The organism is Nitrosopumilaceae archaeon (genome assembly GCA_035631875.1).
Taxonomy (GTDB): domain Archaea; phylum Thermoproteota; class Nitrososphaeria; order Nitrososphaerales; family Nitrosopumilaceae; genus TA-20.
Window position 1 is genome coordinate 35,431 of record DASQHX010000006.1, and the last position, 21,268, is coordinate 56,698.

At 34.7% G+C, this 21,268-nt stretch carries 34 protein-coding genes; 23 read left to right on the forward strand and 11 right to left on the reverse strand.

The window, feature by feature from the left end; genetic code table 11:
* Window positions 1-19: 19 nt before the first annotated feature.
* The 5 genes from VEU72_01095 (at window position 20) to VEU72_01115 (ending at window position 4,707) form a co-directional block, all read left to right on the forward strand.
* Window positions 20-910, forward strand: coding sequence for a hypothetical protein (locus VEU72_01095; GenBank protein ID HYL65729.1), 891 nt, complete (start codon window positions 20-22; stop codon window positions 908-910).
* A 185-nt stretch (window positions 911-1,095) separates the two neighbouring features.
* On the forward strand, window positions 1,096-1,740 hold the full coding sequence (locus VEU72_01100) for a hypothetical protein (protein HYL65730.1): 645 nt from the start codon (window positions 1,096-1,098) through the stop codon (window positions 1,738-1,740).
* Between the two features lie 54 nt (window positions 1,741-1,794).
* Window positions 1,795-2,052, forward strand: a complete 258-nt coding sequence (locus tag VEU72_01105) for a metal-sensitive transcriptional regulator (protein HYL65731.1) — start codon at window positions 1,795-1,797, stop codon at window positions 2,050-2,052.
* A gap of 256 nt (window positions 2,053-2,308) precedes the next feature.
* Window positions 2,309-2,593, forward strand: coding sequence for a hypothetical protein (locus VEU72_01110; GenBank protein HYL65732.1), 285 nt, complete (start codon window positions 2,309-2,311; stop codon window positions 2,591-2,593).
* A 443-nt stretch (window positions 2,594-3,036) separates the two neighbouring features.
* Window positions 3,037-4,707, forward strand: a complete 1,671-nt coding sequence (locus tag VEU72_01115; protein HYL65733.1) for a HAMP domain-containing sensor histidine kinase — start codon at window positions 3,037-3,039, stop codon at window positions 4,705-4,707.
* A gap of 138 nt (window positions 4,708-4,845) precedes the next feature.
* Here VEU72_01115 and VEU72_01120 read toward each other — a convergent pair whose 3' ends face one another.
* Window positions 4,846-5,388 (reverse strand): hypothetical protein, encoded by a 543-nt coding sequence (locus VEU72_01120; GenBank protein ID HYL65734.1) that lies wholly within the window; start codon window positions 5,386-5,388, stop codon window positions 4,846-4,848.
* Between the two features lie 135 nt (window positions 5,389-5,523).
* Between VEU72_01120 and VEU72_01125 the strand changes: the two genes are divergently transcribed.
* Together VEU72_01125 and VEU72_01130 are read left to right on the forward strand one after the other, a co-directional pair.
* Window positions 5,524-5,871: a hypothetical protein gene (locus tag VEU72_01125; GenBank protein ID HYL65735.1), complete on the forward strand. Its 348-nt coding sequence runs from the start codon at window positions 5,524-5,526 to the stop codon at window positions 5,869-5,871.
* Window positions 5,872-5,893: 22 nt separating this feature from the next.
* Window positions 5,894-6,079, forward strand: coding sequence for a DUF1059 domain-containing protein (locus tag VEU72_01130; GenBank protein ID HYL65736.1), 186 nt, complete (start codon window positions 5,894-5,896; stop codon window positions 6,077-6,079).
* A gap of 228 nt (window positions 6,080-6,307) precedes the next feature.
* Here VEU72_01130 and VEU72_01135 read toward each other — a convergent pair whose 3' ends face one another.
* Entirely contained in the window at window positions 6,308-6,604 is a 297-nt protein-coding gene (locus VEU72_01135; protein HYL65737.1) for a winged helix-turn-helix domain-containing protein, read from the reverse strand.
* Between the two features lie 274 nt (window positions 6,605-6,878).
* Here VEU72_01135 and VEU72_01140 point away from each other — a divergent pair, with 274 nt between their 5' ends.
* The 5 genes from VEU72_01140 to VEU72_01160 all read left to right on the forward strand — a co-directional run bounded on the left by VEU72_01140 (window position 6,879) and on the right by VEU72_01160 (window position 10,659).
* Entirely contained in the window at window positions 6,879-7,259 is a 381-nt protein-coding gene (locus tag VEU72_01140; protein HYL65738.1) for a response regulator, read from the forward strand.
* Window positions 7,259-7,756: a response regulator gene (locus VEU72_01145; protein ID HYL65739.1), complete on the forward strand. Its 498-nt coding sequence runs from the start codon at window positions 7,259-7,261 to the stop codon at window positions 7,754-7,756. The genes VEU72_01140 and VEU72_01145 overlap by 1 nt, the downstream gene beginning before the upstream one ends.
* Window positions 7,753-8,703 (forward strand): matrixin family metalloprotease, encoded by a 951-nt coding sequence (locus VEU72_01150; protein ID HYL65740.1) that lies wholly within the window; start codon window positions 7,753-7,755, stop codon window positions 8,701-8,703. The genes VEU72_01145 and VEU72_01150 overlap by 4 nt, the downstream gene beginning before the upstream one ends.
* Window positions 8,700-8,882, forward strand: a complete 183-nt coding sequence (locus tag VEU72_01155; GenBank protein HYL65741.1) for a hypothetical protein — start codon at window positions 8,700-8,702, stop codon at window positions 8,880-8,882. The genes VEU72_01150 and VEU72_01155 overlap by 4 nt, the downstream gene beginning before the upstream one ends.
* Before the next feature lie 121 nt (window positions 8,883-9,003).
* Entirely contained in the window at window positions 9,004-10,659 is a 1,656-nt protein-coding gene (locus tag VEU72_01160; protein HYL65742.1) for an ATP-binding protein, read from the forward strand.
* A gap of 63 nt (window positions 10,660-10,722) precedes the next feature.
* On the opposite strand, the gene VEU72_01165 is transcribed toward VEU72_01160, so the two are convergent.
* Window positions 10,723-11,163: a cupredoxin domain-containing protein gene (locus VEU72_01165; protein ID HYL65743.1), complete on the reverse strand. Its 441-nt coding sequence runs from the start codon at window positions 11,161-11,163 to the stop codon at window positions 10,723-10,725.
* Between the two features lie 99 nt (window positions 11,164-11,262).
* On the opposite strand from VEU72_01165, the gene VEU72_01170 reads away from it, so the two are divergent.
* The 3 genes from VEU72_01170 to VEU72_01180 all read left to right on the forward strand — a co-directional run bounded on the left by VEU72_01170 (window position 11,263) and on the right by VEU72_01180 (window position 12,220).
* Window positions 11,263-11,475: a hypothetical protein gene (locus VEU72_01170; GenBank protein HYL65744.1), complete on the forward strand. Its 213-nt coding sequence runs from the start codon at window positions 11,263-11,265 to the stop codon at window positions 11,473-11,475.
* Window positions 11,476-11,613: 138 nt separating this feature from the next.
* A complete protein-coding gene (locus VEU72_01175) occupies window positions 11,614-11,877 on the forward strand; it encodes a hypothetical protein (GenBank protein ID HYL65745.1) in 264 nt (87 codons plus the stop codon).
* A 1-nt stretch (window position 11,878) separates the two neighbouring features.
* Entirely contained in the window at window positions 11,879-12,220 is a 342-nt protein-coding gene (locus tag VEU72_01180; GenBank protein HYL65746.1) for a helix-turn-helix domain-containing protein, read from the forward strand.
* 7 nt (window positions 12,221-12,227) lie between these two features.
* Here VEU72_01180 and VEU72_01185 read toward each other — a convergent pair whose 3' ends face one another.
* Window positions 12,228-12,686, reverse strand: coding sequence for a hypothetical protein (locus VEU72_01185; protein HYL65747.1), 459 nt, complete (start codon window positions 12,684-12,686; stop codon window positions 12,228-12,230).
* Window positions 12,687-12,738: 52 nt separating this feature from the next.
* Between VEU72_01185 and VEU72_01190 the strand changes: the two genes are divergently transcribed.
* Window positions 12,739-12,969 (forward strand): hypothetical protein, encoded by a 231-nt coding sequence (locus tag VEU72_01190; protein ID HYL65748.1) that lies wholly within the window; start codon window positions 12,739-12,741, stop codon window positions 12,967-12,969.
* Between the two features lie 5 nt (window positions 12,970-12,974).
* Window positions 12,975-13,511 carry a hypothetical protein gene (locus tag VEU72_01195; protein ID HYL65749.1) on the forward strand — a complete coding sequence of 179 codons (537 nt, stop codon included), beginning with the start codon at window positions 12,975-12,977 and terminating at the stop codon, window positions 13,509-13,511.
* A 104-nt stretch (window positions 13,512-13,615) separates the two neighbouring features.
* Here the strand turns inward: VEU72_01195 and VEU72_01200 are convergent, their stop codons facing one another.
* Entirely contained in the window at window positions 13,616-14,101 is a 486-nt protein-coding gene (locus tag VEU72_01200) for a pyridoxamine 5'-phosphate oxidase family protein (protein HYL65750.1), read from the reverse strand.
* A gap of 198 nt (window positions 14,102-14,299) precedes the next feature.
* Between VEU72_01200 and VEU72_01205 the strand changes: the two genes are divergently transcribed.
* From VEU72_01205 to VEU72_01215, 3 genes are all read left to right on the forward strand, one after another.
* The gene (locus tag VEU72_01205; GenBank protein ID HYL65751.1) at window positions 14,300-15,040 is read left to right on the forward strand and encodes a plastocyanin/azurin family copper-binding protein; all 741 of its coding nucleotides are present in this window, start codon (window positions 14,300-14,302) and stop codon (window positions 15,038-15,040) included.
* Window positions 15,041-15,136: 96 nt separating this feature from the next.
* Complete coding sequence (locus VEU72_01210; GenBank protein HYL65752.1) at window positions 15,137-15,475, forward strand: hypothetical protein; 339 nt, start codon at window positions 15,137-15,139, stop codon at window positions 15,473-15,475.
* A 14-nt stretch (window positions 15,476-15,489) separates the two neighbouring features.
* The gene (locus VEU72_01215) at window positions 15,490-15,675 is read left to right on the forward strand and encodes a hypothetical protein (protein ID HYL65753.1); all 186 of its coding nucleotides are present in this window, start codon (window positions 15,490-15,492) and stop codon (window positions 15,673-15,675) included.
* Window positions 15,676-15,757: 82 nt separating this feature from the next.
* Here the strand turns inward: VEU72_01215 and VEU72_01220 are convergent, their stop codons facing one another.
* The 3 genes from VEU72_01220 to VEU72_01230 all read right to left on the reverse strand — a co-directional run bounded on the left by VEU72_01220 (window position 15,758) and on the right by VEU72_01230 (window position 17,425).
* Window positions 15,758-16,192 (reverse strand): CBS domain-containing protein, encoded by a 435-nt coding sequence (locus tag VEU72_01220; protein ID HYL65754.1) that lies wholly within the window; start codon window positions 16,190-16,192, stop codon window positions 15,758-15,760.
* A gap of 83 nt (window positions 16,193-16,275) precedes the next feature.
* A complete protein-coding gene (locus tag VEU72_01225) occupies window positions 16,276-16,854 on the reverse strand; it encodes a hypothetical protein (protein HYL65755.1) in 579 nt (192 codons plus the stop codon).
* Between the two features lie 52 nt (window positions 16,855-16,906).
* Complete coding sequence (locus VEU72_01230) at window positions 16,907-17,425, reverse strand: CBS domain-containing protein (protein HYL65756.1); 519 nt, start codon at window positions 17,423-17,425, stop codon at window positions 16,907-16,909.
* A 196-nt stretch (window positions 17,426-17,621) separates the two neighbouring features.
* On the opposite strand from VEU72_01230, the gene VEU72_01235 reads away from it, so the two are divergent.
* Window positions 17,622-18,482: a CBS domain-containing protein gene (locus VEU72_01235; GenBank protein HYL65757.1), complete on the forward strand. Its 861-nt coding sequence runs from the start codon at window positions 17,622-17,624 to the stop codon at window positions 18,480-18,482.
* Between the two features lie 74 nt (window positions 18,483-18,556).
* Here VEU72_01235 and VEU72_01240 read toward each other — a convergent pair whose 3' ends face one another.
* Window positions 18,557-19,015 carry a CBS domain-containing protein gene (locus tag VEU72_01240; GenBank protein ID HYL65758.1) on the reverse strand — a complete coding sequence of 153 codons (459 nt, stop codon included), beginning with the start codon at window positions 19,013-19,015 and terminating at the stop codon, window positions 18,557-18,559.
* Between the two features lie 332 nt (window positions 19,016-19,347).
* Here VEU72_01240 and VEU72_01245 point away from each other — a divergent pair, with 332 nt between their 5' ends.
* Together VEU72_01245 and VEU72_01250 are read left to right on the forward strand one after the other, a co-directional pair.
* Window positions 19,348-19,617: a hypothetical protein gene (locus VEU72_01245; GenBank protein HYL65759.1), complete on the forward strand. Its 270-nt coding sequence runs from the start codon at window positions 19,348-19,350 to the stop codon at window positions 19,615-19,617.
* Window positions 19,618-20,064: a universal stress protein gene (locus tag VEU72_01250; protein ID HYL65760.1), complete on the forward strand. Its 447-nt coding sequence runs from the start codon at window positions 19,618-19,620 to the stop codon at window positions 20,062-20,064.
* A gap of 18 nt (window positions 20,065-20,082) precedes the next feature.
* Here VEU72_01250 and VEU72_01255 read toward each other — a convergent pair whose 3' ends face one another.
* Window positions 20,083-20,469, reverse strand: a complete 387-nt coding sequence (locus VEU72_01255; protein ID HYL65761.1) for an Hsp20/alpha crystallin family protein — start codon at window positions 20,467-20,469, stop codon at window positions 20,083-20,085.
* A gap of 3 nt (window positions 20,470-20,472) precedes the next feature.
* A complete protein-coding gene (locus VEU72_01260; GenBank protein ID HYL65762.1) occupies window positions 20,473-21,213 on the reverse strand; it encodes a PAC2 family protein in 741 nt (246 codons plus the stop codon).
* Window positions 21,214-21,268 lie beyond the last annotated feature (55 nt).

Here is a 21,268-nt window from a genome sequence, read left to right on the forward strand (position 1 = left end):
AGGTGCAGGTGATCAATTAATGAAATTTGTGGATTCTGACTTTATAGCAGACATGCATCCAAAATCGTGGTTATCACAATATCGACAAAAATCTGTCTTTTATTTAACAAAAATGGCAATGTTCTATTCCTTACTTGGTGTGGGACTTTATTTTATTGGTCTGACGATGGCAACGCTGCTCATTCCAGGATATCAAGAACCAGTAACCAAGTTTTCACTCTTTGATGCAATCGTTGGAGGACCTGCAGAAGAACCTTTGTTTTTTGGAATACCATTTTACGCCATAGGAAACCAATTTGTAGTTTTGGGAACAGGAGCAGTATTTGTACTGTATGAGCTTGTAAATTCTAGTCAAACCGTTTTCACATTTCAAAATTTAAAGTACGGAAATTCATTGTTTGATATTTCTATACTTTTTTTTAGTCTGCGTACGTGGAAAAGTGGAAAAGGATGGTTTGCAGTAGTCTTTCTATCTTGCAATTTTATTGTAGAATTCTTCATACGATATGCCATTGGGCAACTTCCTTTGTCATTCTTTGGAGACAGCCAATCATTCATACTAACAATAGTAAATGATGTCACATATCTTATAGGTGTAGGAATTTTGTTAGTAATAACGTTCTTGCTATACAGATACCGTTCCAAAAAAGAAAGTGCGAGTAAAATGCAATCAATTAATAATTTACCATTTGAAAAAAATGAAAGTGCTTTATGGTATTTAGTGCCATTCTTTTTTGGAATCATAGGAGGACTAGTCATGTATCTTGTCCTAAAAGACGAAGATAAGAGAATGGCAAAAAAAGGCCTAGTACTAGGTATTGTAATGTCGGTGATTCATAGCATAGTTTACGTTATCATCATCTTTGTTGGACTATACAGTCTTGGTTTGAATCATCATCAGTTACACTGAGATCTAGATTTTTCAATTGTTTTCAGATCTTAATAGACTCTACAACAAATCATAACGCGAACCCTACAGGACCCAAATCTTCAGTAGATTCAGATCTGTGAGGGTTTGTATCCATATCCTGGGGGGGAGGATACTCTTTTTAGGAACTGATTTTCTATCATGATATAAGGAAAAGCGTGTTTTGAATGGTTAGCCTTCTTCCCTATGTAATCGGAGCCGCCGTGGTTGGAATACTGCACATGTCAGCCCCTGACCATTGGGTTACGATTTGCATGCTTGGAAGAAGTGCAAAATGGACTCGCACAAGGCTCTTTGGAACATCACTTGCAACCGCAATTGGTCATGTGGTTCTTTCCGTTGCACTGGGTCTTGGGGTTGTAGCAGTAGGACTAGTGTTTTCTCATCTGATTTCATTTTACCTGGATACTGGAATAGCAATAATTATGATCACTGTTGGCTTGATTGTTGGAATAAGACCTCTTGTAAGAAAAAATGAACATCATCACAAACATGACCATGATGAAGGTAATAAGAAAAACAGTGACAAACTAAATCGTGGCGTTGGATATTTTGCTGTACTAGGAGCGGCGCTTTCTCCAGACCTTAGCATAACGCCAATCTATCTTTCTGCAATAAAAGCTGGATTCTACTTTGCAATAGAGTTATCTGTCATCTTTGCGGCTGCTTCCATTTTGACACTCTTACTTTTAGTTCAGCTTGGTACAGTGGGACTTGCAAAAACTTTTGAGAAAATACCAGAAAAGTACAACGATTCAATGGTAGGCTTTGTAATTGCTGCTATAGGAATTTACATTCTTGTTGCAAGGTAGAGTTGGATAAACCATCCAACGAGATAAATATCACAAAGAGATGAAAAACATACCATGACTCATCATAAACTGCCTGAAGTAGAAAAAAGACTGGCGAGGATAGAGGGTCATGTTAAAGGCATAAGGAAAATGATTGATGAAGGAAAAAGCTATCCAGAAATTGTGCAGCAAATTACCGCAGTAAGAGCAGCTCTGGACGGTGCATTGGGAGTAATAGTTGAAGATCTGCTTGACCACATAAGTAAAACATCAAATGCTAAAGGAAAGAAAGCAGCCATTGAGCTAAAAGATACTGTATCAAAGATTCTTTAAAATAAAAAATTTGTAAAGTTTTGTAGCGAGCCTTACAGGACTCGGACTTTAGCGAGCTGTAGGTTTCTGTGAGGTATGTAAAATACATGTGTATAGTTTAAAGATAAGTAAATTTTATATTTCTAAAAATCTCTGATGTAAGACATTTTTCTATAAAATAATTATGTAATTTTTATTTTCATGAAATTAATATATTGTTGTACATCCTGCAATTGTCTGCAAAATGCTTTTTAATTCTAAAAGAATTACAAATTCAATGACTTTGAAGAAAATCTTCACAGCTTCGTTGGTTGTGGCCCTTGCAGCCTTTATGATCATACCTGCACTGGCAACAGGACCGGCAAGCTGGCAACATGTTGTTTCAAGTTCAGTCAATTCAAAAAATAGCCAGACTTCAACTCTCGGTGTTGTAGCTTCAGACAATATTCCAAGACACACTGATGTCCTTGGAGGCTTTGCATGGATCTATTCAAGTGGTCCAAGCACAGTCTTTGTAGCAGTAACACACAACGGAGTAAGAGACTGCTCAGAATCCAGATAGCTGGCATGCTCACAATGTAAATCTTGCATTTGGAGCATCTCCTGGCAGTAATGCATGCATCACAGGACTCTCTGATGCAAATGTAGGACTGTCCATCAATGGAAATACAATTTCAGTGAATGTCAGAAATTCTGAATTGACAGGAACGTTGTCAAGTACTGCAGTTGCATTTACTATAGTTCCAGACCCAGGTTGTGCGGGAACTGGACTGGGTGTAAATGTAAGCTAACTGCAACCACAATTTTTTTATTTTTAGAATCTTGTCATAACGAGTCTTACAGGACTCTAACCTTCAGTGGATTCAGATATGTAAGAGTCTGGAAAATACAAATTTTATCCTAATCTTGTGGATTTGTACTCAATGATATGAATACGTAAAATGTATTACCAATGTACTCAATATTGTTTATAATCAGACATATCAAATCAAGATCTCTAGTAAAATGGGGTATAGAATAAACCAACTAACTGTAGCCAAAATATTGTCAATTATTGTAATAGCTGTAGGTATAGCAGTGACATTTGGTTGGATTTTTGACATTGTTATCTTAAAGTCAATCTTCCCAAATTACGTGACGATGAAGTTTAGCTCTAGCATCTGTTTTATCTTCAGCGGAATTACACTCTACTTTATTGCAAGATTCAAGGAAGGAAAAGGAGCCATTGCTCATGTAGCTGTACCTACGTCAGGACTAGTCATTTTTCTCTTTATGGGAACATTTTTGATATCTAATTTTATCTCGTTTCAAACTGGCATAGAGAGTATTTTTGTCAAGGAATCAGGCAAAGTAATAGCAACAACAATTCCTGGCAGGCCATCGATTGCCACCATGGTGAATTTTATTTTGATAATAGCGTATGGAATTTTCTCAATGTCAAATTCTGTCAAACTTAGAAAATCAGCTGTCTGGATTGGCTACATTGTTACAGGAATCGGTTCTGTATCTCTTGTAGGCTATGTCACTAACTTGCCATTGCTCTATTATGCTAGTCCCGGAATCAGCACCGCTATGGCAATTCATACAGGTGTGTTATTTGTTATCTTGGGTTCCATAATGATTCTTTTACGATCTTACTACCAAGAGGTGAGCATTGAATCCCTAAAGATTGGAAAAAAACTAGTATCTTTATTCCTAATTGCATCAATTACTCCCATTATTTTTGTAGGTAGCCTATTCTATGGCATTACAAAACAGTCAGTTTCAGCAGATTCTTTTGGAGTTAGTATTTTCATAGTAGGTGCAATATCTGCTATAACCATAGGGATTTTTTCTATTTCCATATCAAGATCAATAATAAATCCCATTTTGAAGATCAAAGCTGTTGCTTCACAAATATCAACTGGTCACCTAGATCTACAAGCTGATGAAAATTCTAAAGATGAGTTGGGCGATCTTGCTAAAGCTTTCAATCAAATGACTAACAGGATCAAACAAAATGAAGAGACGAAGATTAAAAATGAAAAATTAATTTCGATTGGAGAATTAACATCTAGGCTGGCACATGATTTGAGAAACCCACTTTCTGTAATCAAAAGCTCTCTTAACATATTAAAATTAAGAAATCCAAATATGGATGAAAAATCTCTTGAGAACTTGAACAGACTAGATAGAGCAGTTTCAAGAATGACACATCAAATTGATGATGTCTTGGATTATGTCAAACCCAAGCCCTTGGCTCTAATTGATTCCTCATTATTAGAAATATTACATTCATCGCTCGAACGAATGATTACTTCTGATGATGTGATCATTCGATTACCAAAATATGACATAAAATTAGTTTGTGATAACGAAAAGATGGAGGTTGTTTTTGTAAACCTAATCTCCAACGCAGCTCAAGCAATGAATAACAAAGGTGAAATCATCATAGATGCAACAGAAACACAAGATCAAATCTTAATAGAAGTAAAGGACAATGGACCCGGAATACCAGATCGCATTATTCCAAAAATATTTGACCCATTATTTACAACAAGGCAGATTGGAACAGGTCTAGGTCTAGTAAGCTGTAAAAGTATTGTTGAAAAACACGGAGGAAAAATTGAAGTGAAGACAGAAATTGGCAAGGGCACTACTTTTATTATAAAATTACCCAAATCTAAACTTGATTAGTAAATAGAATAAAAATTCATCCAATCAACCTTTACCGGATTATACTCATCAGATTCAGACCTGTGAGAGTCTGGACAAGAATAAAAGACATTGATTCAAAAATTATGAATGATTCTGGGTCTATTTCGCCAAGTCATTTTAAGATGTTAGTTTAGTGTCAATTATAAATTTCAAAGTATTTGGAGTGATTGCATAATCAGTTCTTAAACCCAATTCCTCAAAAACAGATTTGTATCGACTTGCCAAATAAATTGACCATTTTTTACTCATATCGTGTTGAATTACAAAGGTATGTTTTGTATCTTCCACGATGTGTTTGAACTTCCATTCCGATATTTTTGCTCTTGCCTCAATTAGGTCTATTACCGCTTTAGCGTCAAACTCGTCTTTTAGCAATAATGCAATGTCTCGAAATTCACTGCTTTGTACGTCTTGAGCAATATTTTGTATATCCTTCTCTGGTATCTTGTCGAGAAGCTTGATGAGCAATCCCTTCGTAGCTGGTACATAGCCTGCTTTTGCAGCATTGGCATGCCAATCTACATGATGTTTTAGAACTTGATTTACAAGTGTGCTAAGAGAGACCTCGCTTTGATTTGATTCCGTTTTTAACAGGCTCATAACGCGCTTATCTATCCTAAAGGTTGCACTTTCAGTATGAGAGCCCACTTTTGTGTCCAACTTGGTTTCTACACGTAATACTAGCAAATAAGACTGTCTTACACTGTAATAATCCTATTACAAGTAAAACGGTATCAAATCAAAATTACAATGCATTCCTACTTTTAAAATATACTGTTCAGCACTCTTTATTTAATGTCAAAAAATGAAATCATTTCTTGTGAGCAAATTGATAGTGATCTAATAATCTGTACTGTAGAAAAGCATCTCATTATTAACGGAAATTCATTATACAATAAAATTATTGAGGAATTATCCATAAATGGTTACACACTGGACAATTGTTACATGACTCCTGAAATATTAGCAAATGTACTCAAGAAATATTTTGGAATTAGAAGTCACGATATTATGCTGTCTATAGAAAAAGACTTGAGGAAAGGTACATCTTCTAAAACAATAAATGGATTTCTTGATAAATTATGTTCATCTTTTTATCTCACAATTAATCTATTGCGACAACACGGCGTTGTAGGATATTAAAACCATTCAGGGGAATAATATTTTGGCAATAGAGTTCAAATGTTCTGATGTAGGATTAGATTGTAGATGGTCTGTAATTGCATCTACTGACGATATCATTATGGAAACCATATCGGATCATCTTGCTAGTGAACACAATATGAAAGAAATTCCTCATGCATTGAGGGATAAAATAAAAAACTCCATCAACCATACGGGATTCAATTGATCCTAAAGATTCTCCAACAAATCATATGCGAAACTTACAGAACTTGTGTATCACAATGATACTAGATTAAAACTCATCATTCCATATAACAAATGGAATTGTTCATCACTAGAATTTTTGATGCTCGACGTGATCGTGTGTGGAAAACTTGGACCAATCCAGAGATGTTTATGAAATGGGTAGGGTCCAAAATAGTCCCGTTATATAGCCACTTTAACAAAGAATTGATTATAACCTAACTTCCATATCATTTACATACTTGAGGCCAATTTTTACCATGAAATCATGTATCTTCTCATAATCGACTAGAAACTCTTTGCCTTTGTCTGTTAGTACAAGTGGTTTTTTTATGATCATTTTACTATCTTCAAGCTCATCAAAATATTTGTTAATCTTATCATATGACATGTTACTAAGAAATTGTATTCTGGTAGGTCTGACGTCGCCGTATGTAGCTTCAGACTTGATAGCGGTCAAAATAGAATAATAGATCTCTAGTTTGTTCCTACGTGAATGGACAGCCATATTATTTCTATTATGGTGACAAACGTATGTAGATGTATGTAATATTTTTTACTTACAATTAAAATTTCGTTTTATTGTATATGATAATGCTGTTTTTAAATAATTTAATGCAGATATTTCAAAATAGGTTGTAAAATCTAATGTTTTCGTAATGGGCTTTAAAATCACGCCCGTTGTACTATTCTAATGATTGTATGACAAGTACCATGATACACATCTTGTTACTCACCCAAGTGCACGAGTGTTTTATATAAAAAAATTCATTTAGAATATAATGACAATCTCACACAAAAATGACGAACCAACAACTGCTATAGTCATAGATGATGATCACGATGCAGCAGATGCCTTCTCTGAATACCTTGAACTAATGAAAATCCGTGTTTTAGGCAAGGGCTACAATGGCAAGGATGCCGTAGATATGTATCTTAAATTCAGACCCAGCATTGTCTTTTTGGATGTAATGATGCCAGATTACGACGGCATCTATGCGCTTGAAAAGATCAAAGAGATTAATCCTCGTGCTAGCATAATAATAATAACAGCTGATCAAACTGAAGAGAGAGAAAACAAACTAGTCAAGCTTGGTGCGTCAGAAATTATCTACAAGCCTATTGAGTTTGATAGTATGAGATTAGTCACAGGACATAACTGATGACCATCTCAGATAACAAAAACAAAATAAAACAAAAAACAGCAATAGTAGTTGATGATGACATTGATACACTTGATGTCTTTTGTGAGTGTCTGGAGCTTTACCAATTTAGAATTGTAGGTAAAGCATACAATGGTGAAAAGGTAGCAGAGTTGTATTCAACCTTCAAGCCAGATGTGGTTTTTCTTGATGTGATGATGGATAAATATGACGGCATTTATGCACTAGAGCAAATAAGAAAAGTGGATCCAAATGCCATAGTGATAATGGTTACTGCTGATCTTACAAAAGATACATCTGATAATATAGAACGTTTGAAGGCATCTGCTTTAATTTACAAGCCATTTGATCTAAAAAATGTAATAAATATTGTAGAGAACATGATTGGTTCAGAGAGAAATAATGCACCTGTTTTTGAGCAGCCAGAATTACTAGTACCGCATACTGAATTGACTTTCAATGCATATCCAAAAGAAACAAGGGTGGTTGAAAAATGAAATCAGAGCTAATCCACGACTTGGAGCAACAGAAAATTTTTCTAAAAGAGATAAACTCAACTTTACGAATGCAAAACCAAGAGTTACAAAACAAGAACGCGGTTAATGCTCAATTAGTTAAACAAAAAGCTCTATCACAGCTACAATCTGAGCACAAAATCAAACAGATTATGGTAATCAATGGTTTTCAAAGAAAACATGCGTCACTAGCAGGCATTATTGCAGTTGTAGGGTTGACCATATTTGGATATTCATTTCATGAGAATCAGGTTCTCATAAATACAATACCAAATCAACTTGCAAACTACAACTCTAACTATGTCATACAAAACCTACAAGGTAATACAGTAAACACATGGCTTGCATGGCACCTTGTTACTGGACAGGTCTTGCATGTTGATATCATAAATGAAGCCGGTATATCGCCAGACAAGATATTTGCTGTAAAAGATTCCATTTTATCAACACAGACAGTAACCCTTGATAATTCATTATTAAACAAAGGTCCCTCAGGTACATCAGTATATTACAAAGGGTGGGCGGGGGCATTAACTGCTGCAACTGCACAGAAAACACACTTTTACATTCCAGAAAAATTTGAGGTAAGTGATTCACCAAATGGTGCAGGCGAGATTATAATCACGCTTACCAGAGATGAAAACCCAGATGGACTATCAGGATATACAAAATCAATCGCAGATGGCAACCAGATACTAAAGACTACAATAACAATATACAATGCAGACCAGCTTTCTGCAAATCAGATTGGTGCCATTGTAAGACATGAGTTTGGACACGCTATGGGCCTTGCACATTCATCTGCTCCAGAAGATCTGATGCATGCAACCATTCAGACAGATTATCCATACATTTCTGGCTGTGACATTCATGCAATAACTTCACTATACAATGACAAACAATCAAGCCAAGTGGTGTGTCAGACGTGATGCATATAGAAAATCACGTAGAGCAAATCAGAGTACACAACTATCTACTCCAAATATGTACATGTTGCAAAAAGGAATTACAACTATCCGAAGGCGATATAATTTATGGTAATAATTGGTATCATAAAGATTGTTTTAAGGGATTGGAACAAAACTCAAAGATTCCAAGTGATACATAAAATGACATTGCATATGATTGACACGTCACTACAAAGAAAAACGGTTTAATAATAAATGAGTAATCAAACCAAAAAGATTTCACATAAAATCTTTTTTCTTGTAGGAATTCAGATTACAATAATGGTTACAAGCTTTATTCTTATTGAATCACTTGAATCAAAACAGGCATTTGACGGAAATTCTATTAACACTGCTGGAAAAAATAGATTTCTTACTGAAATGGTACTCAACGCTGTAAAAGATAACTACATAGGGGAAAAGTCAAGTGGAGATCCTATTTCGGCATTGGCAGTTTATGAAAATAACTTGCAGCTATTAAAAACAGGAGGTACTCAAATGGGCGCCCCTATATCTCCACTGCCTAAAGAATTTCAGGGACAGTGGGAAAACATTCACAATTTGTATTTAGATTACCAAGCAAAGATACAAAGTTTTGTAAAATCTGATTCTGCCAACTATAGAAAAACAACATTAGTAGAAATTTCCTCACTTGCTGACAAATTGGTACAACAAAATGATATTTTGACAGTTAAGATGGCATCAGTTACTCAAAACTCGCATACCATGCAAATGTTGCTGCAGGCTTTTCTTGTCATAATAAACATTGTTGCCCTTCTTTTCATGATAAAAATGATCTATAATAGTTTGAAAAACAAGGCAGAACAATTGGTAAAAGCAGAAAAAGACATGGCTGTAGATAGAAAATACAGGAAACTTTACGATGGATTACCAGATCTTTGTCGTACCATAAATGAAGACGGGATCATATTGGATTGTAATGTGGTTTATGCAAATAGTCTTGGATATTCAAAAGAGGAAGTTATAGGAAAATCAATATTTGAGCACGTTGCTGACAAAAGCTTTTCCAGTCTTCATGATTCGTTTGTAGCATGGAGAAGTTATGGACATGTGCAAAGTAGAGATATATGGTTTAAAAGAAAAGATGGCAGTATCTTTCCAGCACTTCTTAATGCAACCAAACTTATCGATGAAAATTACAAATGTGTGATAAGCAATACGGTAATAAGAGATATGTCAGATATTTATAATATAAGAAAAGAATTAGAAGATCAAAAGCTAAAACGATTATCTGCAATTGGTGAAATAGCATCTAGACTTGCCCATGATTTACGAAATCCTCTTTCAATCTTGAAAAACACAGTTGAGATAATAAAAATCAAATATTCAAACAACACATTAGATCCAGTTCCCTTTAACACACATTGTGCAAAAATCGATAATGCAATTTCTCGCATGTCCCATCAGTTAGATGACGTACTTGATTTTGTAAGAATATCTCCTCTTAATCTAACTGAAGTGTCACTGTTACCTTTTGTAAGAAGCATATGTGAAAAAATTCCTCATTCCAAAAATATTAAGATTGAGTTGCCAACCAATTATTATCATATAACATGCGATGAGAAAAAACTTGAAGTCGTTCTTACAAATCTTCTTGTAAATGCCGTAGATGCAATAGGTGATAATGCGGGCAAGATCACTATCAGATTTATTATGAATGATGAGAATATGAAAATAGAAATAACTGATACAGGTTCAGGCATTCCAGAGGATATCAAAGATAAGATATTTGAGCCATTATTTACGACAAAACAGAAAGGAACCGGTCTTGGACTGGTTAGCTGTAAAAACATAATAGAACAACATGGAGGGAAAATATGGGCTGAAAGTAAAGTGGGCAGTGGTACTACCATGTATATGTCCTTACCAACAAAAATCAATACCCAACAACAGATAGTTGAATCAATTCCCAAGTAGTTTTATTTATTTTTTTAAAAGAGAACTAAACTAACTGAACAATTCCATGATGTCTTATAGGATTCATGGTGATTCTACTATGAACTGTCCTTTCATAGTAGGCTGGTGAAACGTGCAGATAAATGGAAATATTCCTGCAGTGTCTGCATCAAAAGTTATAGTTTTATTTTCTCCAGGGCCTAGTGCCACGTTTATGTTGTATGCATTATCTGATATTGTAAATGAGTGATGGTCCCCTCCCTGGGGTTCAGTATTAAAGAAATGAATTACTACCGTATCGCCTTTGTTAACTGTCATAGTAGGCATGCTGTATACATCATGTGGCATTGCCATTTTTGTTTCGTTAAAGTCTGGTATGTTACTATTGAATAACCAAAATTCTCTTGTAACTCCAATGTAATGAAGATCAGATTGAGTATGTGATTGATAAGGTACTATTAATGCAACCAAGGCAATGGCAACTGAAGATATTGCTATAGCTGCTACAATCTTTGTATTTTCCATAACAACATCGCTTGGTTTTATTCATTTAATCTTTATCTCCCATTCTCATCAGATGATAATGGCAATTATCATTTTAAGTATGACAAAGCACTGTCACCTGTGAACAAAAAAAGTGTAATTATCGCTGCAGTAATTGTACTAGTTGCAATTGCCATAGGTACAGTTACTATTTCCAAGGCGATTCTAGGAGATGTTAAAACAAAACTTCCAGGTGAGGAAGGTACAGAAAACATACTGCACGTACAAGAATCAAACAACACATCTCATGTACAAACGTCAAACAATACAGAATCTACTGAATCGGGGCCATGACACATTTCCAAATTTTTTATTTAATTAATTTAATCTCGCGCATAAACTATAATTCCATTTTTATTATATCCCAGTCGCATTCATACAGTCAAGTTTCATCAAAACACTTTATATCGATAGATACTACAATTTTTTGAAATGGATCAAGTTCATTACATACTTCTTGTAGCGCATCTGATTGTTGGTTTCATACTGGTTTTTTATGCAGCAAAGGCATTCAAGAAAACAAAATATGCTCCCATGATGCTTCTTGCAATAGGATTTACCCTGCTTGTTATAGGCGAGACTCTAATAGAGAATGCATTTTCGTTTCTAAATAATGGAGATATGCAGAAGATTATTGAAGAAGGCTTTGAAATAGCTGGATTTATTGTACTCATTTTAGCCGTCAAAAAAAGCTGAAATGGAAAGTGATGATGACATTTTATCTGTACTTGGAGACAAGTACAGTAGGGAAATAATAATACTGTTAAGCAGTAGTGAATTATCAGCACAACAAATATCATCCAAGCTTGGAATTCCAATTTCAACCACTTATCGGAAGATAAAGTTTCTTGAATTTCTCAAAATAATAAAAAAGACAAAGGTTGTAAGAACCTTAGAGGGACTAGACGAGAGCTATTACAAATGCATAGTATTAGAGATTAACATAAAATTCAAGGATGGCAAGATATTATACGCGATAGAACAGGCTAACATGAGTGACAAAATAGTTCGACTCTGGGAAAAATTTTCAGAAAAATGAGTTGATTTTATTGTGATACTGCTATTTTTTCTTTCTTCCATTTTCGTAAAAGCAGCAAAGATACCACAACTATGGCACCCTGAGTGATTTTAGCCAATACGTCTATCATGCCGATATCATTTTGGATTCCAACTAGTGGAAGATTGATAGTCCTTGATGTCACATAGAGTCCAACCAACGCTACTGAGATTAGGCTTGCGATGACATACGGTGCCCTGCTATGAAGCCTGTTTTTGATCATCCATATGCCTAGTGGAAGATATGTTATAGCTGCAGTTGTAAATAACATAGTTTGGATCTGGCTCCCAGCATCTCCAGATTCTTTCATTTGCGAGTAAGCTGTAACAAAATAGATTCCGCTATTTGCAAGTACTAGGATTACTGCAATCATAATGAATCGTTGTGTAGATTTTTTCATCATATGTGTTTTAGATTCTCTATTTAATTGCCTAACTACCATTCTCATTAGATGAAAATGGCAGAACCGGTTTTATTCTAATTTGCATATTAGTTATTTAATGAAATTATCTTCATACGTACTAATGGCACTTGTCATACTTGCCACTAGTGCTCCAACATTAGCTCTTGCACAATATGAAAACGATGGAAATGATCAAGGAGGCATGATGATCATGACAATTTTTAGTTTAACATTATACATTACCATATCCGCAATACTTGGCGTAGTTGGATATTCGATTTGGCGAGTATATCAAATTAGAAGAAAGACTGTAAAGAAACTGGCGTAATCTTTATGCAAATTTTTTCTACCACCTTGTACTTGAAAATATCAGTAATAGCAGCACTAGTATTTGTTCCTACCATGGCCTACGCTGATGATGGTATGGGATTTAACACCGCATCTACTCTTGGCTGGTTAGCCATTGGATGTGGGATGGCAGCAAATCTCTCGCTTGTCATATTCAAAATGGTAAGAAAGATTCCTGTCATGAAATTAGTTGGTGGTTCTTGTACCTCACAGGGTTTGACATCCATGTACCAACCGGTGCTGAATTTCCATATCATGTTAAATTCAGTAGGATTCTTTGCTGGTTTATCACATGGGTTTATGCTGATTGGAGGACTGGACTACATCTCACTTTCGCTAGTTATAGTCATGACAGTTTCAATGATCAGCGGCATAATACTCAGACTCGCATCTGGTAAAAATCTGAAATTCTTCAGTAGACTAGTTCATGGTCAAGCTATCCTTGCAGCATTACTAGTAACACTCGTAGTTTTACACGTAATTACAAGATGGCATCATGGAATTATTATGAATTACATATGAAGCAATTCATCTATAACCAAAAGATCACATGCAAACAATGCGATTACAGTTCTTAGCAATCACATGGGTTTTGAATTATAATTAAAAAACTCATCAAAGATTCATTATCTACGACCAAGTCCCAACAAGGAGATTGTCTCACCATCAGTGTCTTGTGCAACTGGATGACCAGATTCCTCTTTTGGATCAAGTGAATAGATAGCCTTAGCTGTAAACATTAGTACGTCAGGAGTTTTATTCTGACTTAATCTTTCAAATATCTTTGATGACGTCTTGCCAGTGACTGAGCGAGTAATTATGTCTGTAATTTTTAATTTCTGTTTTTCATCTGTTACAAAGCTAACTTTGCCTTTTAGTTGGAATCCTTTCAATTCCTTTTTATCAAAGACAACTACACTCACCCATGGAATTGTTTTAAAATTTCCTTGTGATTTGTGTTTGAAAAAGTCAAGCCAGTAAATTATATCGTTTGAATAATAAAATGAGGTTCGTGGAGACAGGTTACACACACCATTTGCATCGACAGAGCCAACGACAATGAATTTTTGGTTGCGAAGCATCTCTTGAACTGCGGTCGTTAATGTTACCATGATGAATCTGTCTTCTTGTTACTATTAAAGGTAAAATATGATTATCTGAAATAGGAATATTACCGACATAATAATCGAATAACTTTCAATTCTAATCTAAAATGTACTTAATAAGAAACAATTATCATAACTGATAATTTATGACGTCATTATATACGCCCTAGACATTTTACAATTTCGTTGAAGATCTTTATTATAATGATTGGACTTGTTTTAGGCAGCATAGTTGTTTTTAGCACTGCGTATGCATCTTCATCACTATTAGAGATAAAGGGTACTGGCGGTGCTGTGATAAATGGACAGGTTCCAAAACTATACACTACCACATTTCAAATGATATTAGCTGATAAATCTACAATTTTAATGGGTTCTGTAATGATGTGGGGAAATGATGCACACATTTATGCAAAATTCATGACTGACAAATGGACATTTTCATATGCAGAAGACGGTTCGTTCCACGGTGAAGGTCCAGTACAAACACAACAAGGAGAGATTTACAATGTTGTTCTGGATGGAGAAAGAGTATTTGCCACAAACTTTGGTTCCATGTGGAAGATTAGTGCAACAATGCAAGGAAATGACAAAAATTTTGTTATAAATTATCTTGTGACAGGAAAAGACCCGTATCCAACAGTTAATGTTTCAACAAGTTCCAAGGTATTGATCCCAAACGGAAACTCGGCTCTTGCAAATACTGGCTTCTTTATCCCATTAAACTTGGAAGCAATTAGGGGTACAACAGTAGTATGGCAAAATGAAGATAACATAGGCCACACTGTTCAAAGCCAGGACGACAAAGGCAACGTCATCTCATTGTTTAACAGCAACTTGCTAAAGACTGGTGATACTTTTAGCTACAAATTCGATAAACCAGGAGTATATCATTATTTCTGTACAATACATCCTTGGAGAATAGGCATTGTAACAGTATCATAGATTTTTCTAAAATTCCATAATTTCTTATGAAACTCTGATTATCAAAATTGATAATTCACTTTTCGCTTTAAATAATATAATTATACTTAGGATATCATGCCTCAAACAATCGAAACTCAGTACGATAATTTTATTTCAGAGGTAAGTAATGAATTACAAAAAGTTGATCCGCAACTGGCAATGCAGGTGATGTATTATGAAAGGCGATTTACTGATGTTGATCCTCACGTGGAATTACACATACATTACAAAGAGGGAACAAATTTGGATAAAAAGAAAGACGAACTAGATGAAAGGTATGGACTTCTACTTGGAAAGGAAGGAAATCATGGCATGAGAGCTGTTGGCATAATGAATTTGAATAGGATTTACGAGATTTCGACAGACGATGACGTAGAAGAAGTCAGTGGATTTGCTTCCTGCGCATCATATTAGATTCGTGACATAAAATGGAAGAACCAAAATTGCCAAAATTTTCATGGGGTAAGACTTTCGAGTATAATTCTGGACATAACAAGAGCGAATGGGGAATGTCTGACAATGACAAAGAATCTAATACCAAATTCGTTGTTGCATATACAATCAAGGGAGACTTGGCAAACGTAGATACTCGTGGATTTTTAACTTCTCATTGATGAAAAAAATTCTACTAATTAGATAATTAGCTAGTGTTGGCATGTCCTCACAAAAGAGAAAATGATTTTTTGTATTTATTCTCTAATTTTTCATTCGTAATAAAATCTGGTCACATAATTTGCTCATTTCTGAATCAGACCCGATACTACATAGTCTTGTTAGATCAGCTGTTGATACCATTCCTACCAATCTACCTTTGTCTACCACAGGTACTCTGTGAATTCGTCTTACCTTCATAAGTTGAGCAAGCTCCCAAACAGTTTCATCAGGATTGATTACAATTAATGGAGAAGACATTGTTTCCTTTATTTTAGTAGATAACGACTTTCCCTGTGCGACAATTTTTCTAACAAAATCTCTTTCTGTTAGGATTCCAACTACGGTATTTTTTTCAGTCACAATTATTGAGCCTATTTTTGCATCTTCCATCATTTTTGCGGCATCCTTTACAGTCATAGATGAGTCAATTGACAAAACGGGTTTTTTCATAATGTCTTTTACAAAACTTCCGACCATGCAAATGGTTGCAGTTTTATACTTAAAAACTCAAAATTAGATTATCAAGTGTGATAATTAAAAAAGAAATTCACTGTGTGAGACTAGTAAACATGCTCGCTAAACTCAGATCCTAAAGCAATGCTTGCTATTGTAGTATTAGGAGTGGTACGTGATTTCATTGTAAGATTAGGCAAAAATTGGTGAAAGATTTGTTTTAGCAACATTTCTGTAAAAAGGGACCACTTTATACCCAGATTGTGCTGGATGATAAAATGATGAATCTCTCCTTCAATTCTATGATCCGATGTCATGCCAGATGCTTTCATATAATCCTCAAATGCTTCGATCGCTCTTTTGAGATCATAACTACCTTTCATGAACATAACCCAGTCTTTTATCAGTGGCAATATGGCATCGATTATTTTGTTTATCACATCTCCTTCCATCTCATCACCTAGTGTTTTGAGAATGTCTTTTGGAACAGGTATCATCCCAATTTTATCTGCAAATCTATCCCATTTGACGTATTTTTCTAAAATTTGTTTTACAAGAACATTTTGAGATATCTCTCTTTGCATGGCCTCTGTCTCAAGCTCGTCGACAATAAAACTTGGTAATCTGTAACTAATACTCCTGGTCTGTTCATGCTTTGGAGGGTGTGGCTGCCTTTTTACTACCATCGGTGACTCTAGCTGACGTAAACTATTAAAACTATTGAAATTTTCTTTTATGTTATTTTTTACCGTGAGTGATATGAACCCTGTCTATGTGGTCACAAAGCAATTTATTATTCTTGAATTTTGCCGAACAGTAAGGACAAAACGTCTTGTCCACAATTTCTAATTCTGGTAACAAAATATTACTTTCTTTCAAATTTCCACATACCTGTTTTTGTGTAATTAGTCCAACTGGACGCTTATCCATGACAACCAATCTGCGTATGTCGTTTTTCTTCATGATCTCAAGGGCTTCTCTAACTAGTGCACTCTTGTTTATCGATATGATAGGACTTTTTGTTATCTCTTTAAGCGTGGTCTTTGTAGGATCAAGTCCTTTTGCTACGACATCATAAAGAATGTCTTTTTCTGTAACCATTCCAATTATTTTATTTTTTTCAAAAACTAGAATACTGTCTACTTTTGACTCTACCATAGATTTTGCCGCATCTTGAATTGTAAGATTGCTTGAAATGGTAGTCATTTTGGGGTTTGTAAATTTTGAGACAGGCTCATTGAGAAGATCTAATGCCATTATGTTATTTCCCTACATGATGAATTTAACTGAAGGGTTGTTTCTCATTTGTGGTAATAATGTGTAAATTGGATTATTTGCAATTTAATATATTGTCAATACAAAGTAGATCAAAGACTGTTAAAATTATCAGACCTGATTATCAGTCTTGATATTTTTAAAAGGCCTCTTATTTACTTGGAACAGCATATAAAAAATGCAGTTAAAAAATGCTAGTCTTAACCAGGTAATCAAGAGAACAATCACAATTTCACCAAAAATAACACTTCTTGATGCAAGGCAAATATTGTTGAGGCATAAAATTAGTAGGTTAATAGTATTACAAAATGAGAAACCGGTTGGAATAATAACGGAAAAAGATGTTGTTCGTGCAATTTATCAATTGGGAGGTAAACCAATTGAAGCCATTCGTGTAGACGAGTTCATGTCAAAAAAACTAGTCTCGATAACAGAAAAAGATACAATTTATGATTGTGCAAAACTGATGTTATCCCACCGGATTAGTTCCATCATAGTATTAAAAAAAGATGGCAGTTTAGCTGGAATAATAACAAAAACCGATTTAGCGTCTATATTTTTGACGCAAGCATCATCCCCACTACAAATATCAAAAGTCATGACAAAAGATGTCATTACAGTCAAACCTGCTGATTCGCTTCTTTATGTAGAAAGCGTACTTGTGAATAATAGAATATCAAGAGTGGTGGTTGAAAGAAAAAAAATACCAGTAGGGATTATTACTCATCGAGATTTTATACCTGCAAAAATGCCGTTATGGATAAAACAATATGCAGATCCAAAAGAAACTGAAGAATTTACTTTAGGGGCGCATCCTCACGAGTACAAATCGAATCAACTAAGCTATCTTCTTACATTCATAGCAGCAGACATCATGACCTCAAACCCTGTGATAGTAGATGTGAAAGAGGACGTTTCTACTGCCGCCTTGCTTATGATTAGGCACGGAATAAGCGGATTGCCTGTAGTAAGAAATTCGTTGCTTGCCGGAATAATAACAAAAACTGACATTGTAAAAGCAATTACGTTTGAGAAATAATCTCTAATAGATCAAAATCTACATTCTATAAATAAGAACTAGAATTAGAAATATACAATAAATCGAAACTGATTTTAATTATCCCAGTATTCGTAATCGTCTAATAAATTCTGATAAAGTTCAGCTTTGTAGTTTTCAGAATCTGATAATATCGTATTGAAATGTTTTACAAAATCTGTAACTGTAATGATTCCAAGTGGTTGATTGTTGTCTGTAACAACCACTCTTCTTATCTTCTTATCAAGCATTTTTCTAGCTATCTCATCTGCGGGAGTATGGGATGATACCATTGTAATAGGAGAAGTCATGATTTCTGTTGCAGCAAGTTCAGAAGCTCTTTTGTTTAGTACAATAACTTTGGATAACAAATCTCTTTCTGTTACTATGCCTTGAGGTATTTCATTTTTTGTAAGAACTACACAACTGACGTTATTTTTGCCCATTATTTTTGCAATCTCAAATGCAGAAACAGTTGAATCAAGAGTAATGAGCTTCTTGCTCATTATGTCACGTGCAATACTCATAGAGTTCATGCTCTTTTTTGATATAAATCACCTAGTAAAATTATCAGGGTTGATAATGATGAAAAACCATTTTTGATAATTAACGAAGCATCTTTAATATAACAAGTTCTACCTTAATTGATAAAAGTTTGAAAAACGAATTTCTCTTTCAAGATCTCTATCTTAAAAATAATAAAAGCATAATCAAGTCTGTTGTTGTTCCGCTTTCATGTTGTGTGTGCAAAAAAGAACTAAATGGAATTTCATTGACTGCGAAAGAAATCAACGGAAAAACAGTCTTTCTTTGTTCACACCATTATCAGGCAGAACCTTATAAAATCGCCTTTAGGAAGCAATGAATGATGACGATACAGCCTGAGATAAAAGAAATTATAGAAAATCAGATGGACTTGATGATAAAACAGACAAAAGCCTATCTACCATTTATCAAACTGGCCTTTCCTGGAGTAAAAGACCTGTCAGAAATGTGCTTTAATTTGATCGTTGGAAATGTACTCACCACATTTGTATCTCAGTATGCCATGAGAATGCAATATCCTAAAGAGCCGGATTTTATAGAATTTGGTATGATTACACAAAGCTACAAAGAAAAAATCAAGGAAATGTTCTAGATGATGATCCGAAACATTCTGGTTCCATACGAGGGGTCACCAATGTCGAAAAAGGCACTAGAGTTGGGAAAAGAAATTGCGCGAAATTTTAACGCAACACTGAATATTTTGATGGTAGTTCCACTCTATTATCCTATTAGTGATTCAATATACGTGGGTGCGATGGCTACTAATTATCAAAAAATTGTAAAAGAGCTAACAACTCAAGGAGAAAAAGATCTTGGTAAGGTGACAGAAAAATGTCGTGAAGAGGGTGCAAAGGCATCTTACAAGATAGTTCATGATGATGTCTCTAATGCAATTTTAAAACAAGCCAAGAAAAATAAGACTGATCTTATAATAATGGGTAGCAGGCGCATGAAAGGTCTTGCAGCAATCAAAAGAATTGGTAGCACAGCTAGATATGTTTCTGAACATGCTACATGCCCTGTAACTATAGTACACTAACACATTTTGTTATAGAAACTAATCTATTCGTATTTTCTTTCCAGTACTTATTTTAGGCAAAGAAATTCTAAGTATGCCATTTTTGAATTTAGAAGAAATTCGTTTTATATTAATTGCTGGTGGGAGAGGAAGTGTTTTTTTGAAATAATCAAATTCTGTTACACAATTAAACTTGGAAACACAATATATTTTTTCAAGCTTAGCTTTGATAATCAAATGATGTGTAGTAAGAATTACGCATATATTCTTCTTATTTACAAAAGGCAGATCTATTTCTAAAATCCATTCTGCATCTTTTTCCTCAAGGCGAGAAAGCGGCATGAGCTCTTTGTTGAGAAAATCATCAATTTCTTTGCCTAATGTGTTAACCTGCCTTCCAAACATTGAGAGAAAATTGCTTGTCATGTCCTATTTGTAAATTTGTGGTGGTACTGTGGGTTGTTCTTTTCCTTGCTGTAGGACGCCCAAGGTTTCTTCCATTAGTTGTCTATTGTGTAGTCGTAAAAAGTCAATCTGGTCTTTAAATTCGGTCAATTCTATCTCGATCTTGAGCATTCGCGAAATCGTCTTTATGGTATGCATTGCAGATTCGGGATCTGGAAAGAAAAAATTACATTCTGTATAAAGAACCATTACAGGAATTGGTGAGTTTTTTAAGATGGATAGTATGGTCGCATCAGGCCCAGTAATCATTCCAGAGAGAAATTTTGGTATTTCGTTTTCATACAGTGTTTTTTCAAGACTTTGTTTTGTTACAAGACCATACGTCGATAGTTTAGACGAATTTCTTTCCGGAACATGAATACCATTAAAAATTATGATGTAATCAATGTTATTTTTTTTAGAAAATTCGATTATTGATTCGGTAAATCCTGGAGCTAGTTCATAATCAATTGGAATGTCGGAAAGCACTGCAAAAAGTGTTCCTTTTTTATATAGCCTTACCGGACCCAAAAGTTCACCGTTTTCGATAAACATTATTGAAGATAAATCAGGATTATCTATTTCCCCAACTAATTCCATTTTGAGTGAATGAATTATGTATGTGAGTGAGAGAGTACCTATTAAACCAGGACCAGGAATTCCTACTAGTAAAACTGATGGTACAGTGTTGACCTTTTCCAGTTTTTTGAGTTTGGTCTTGCCCATTTTGTAAACAATTGTTTAGATGTTTATTCTGTTAGAAAACAACTGCTACCATTAC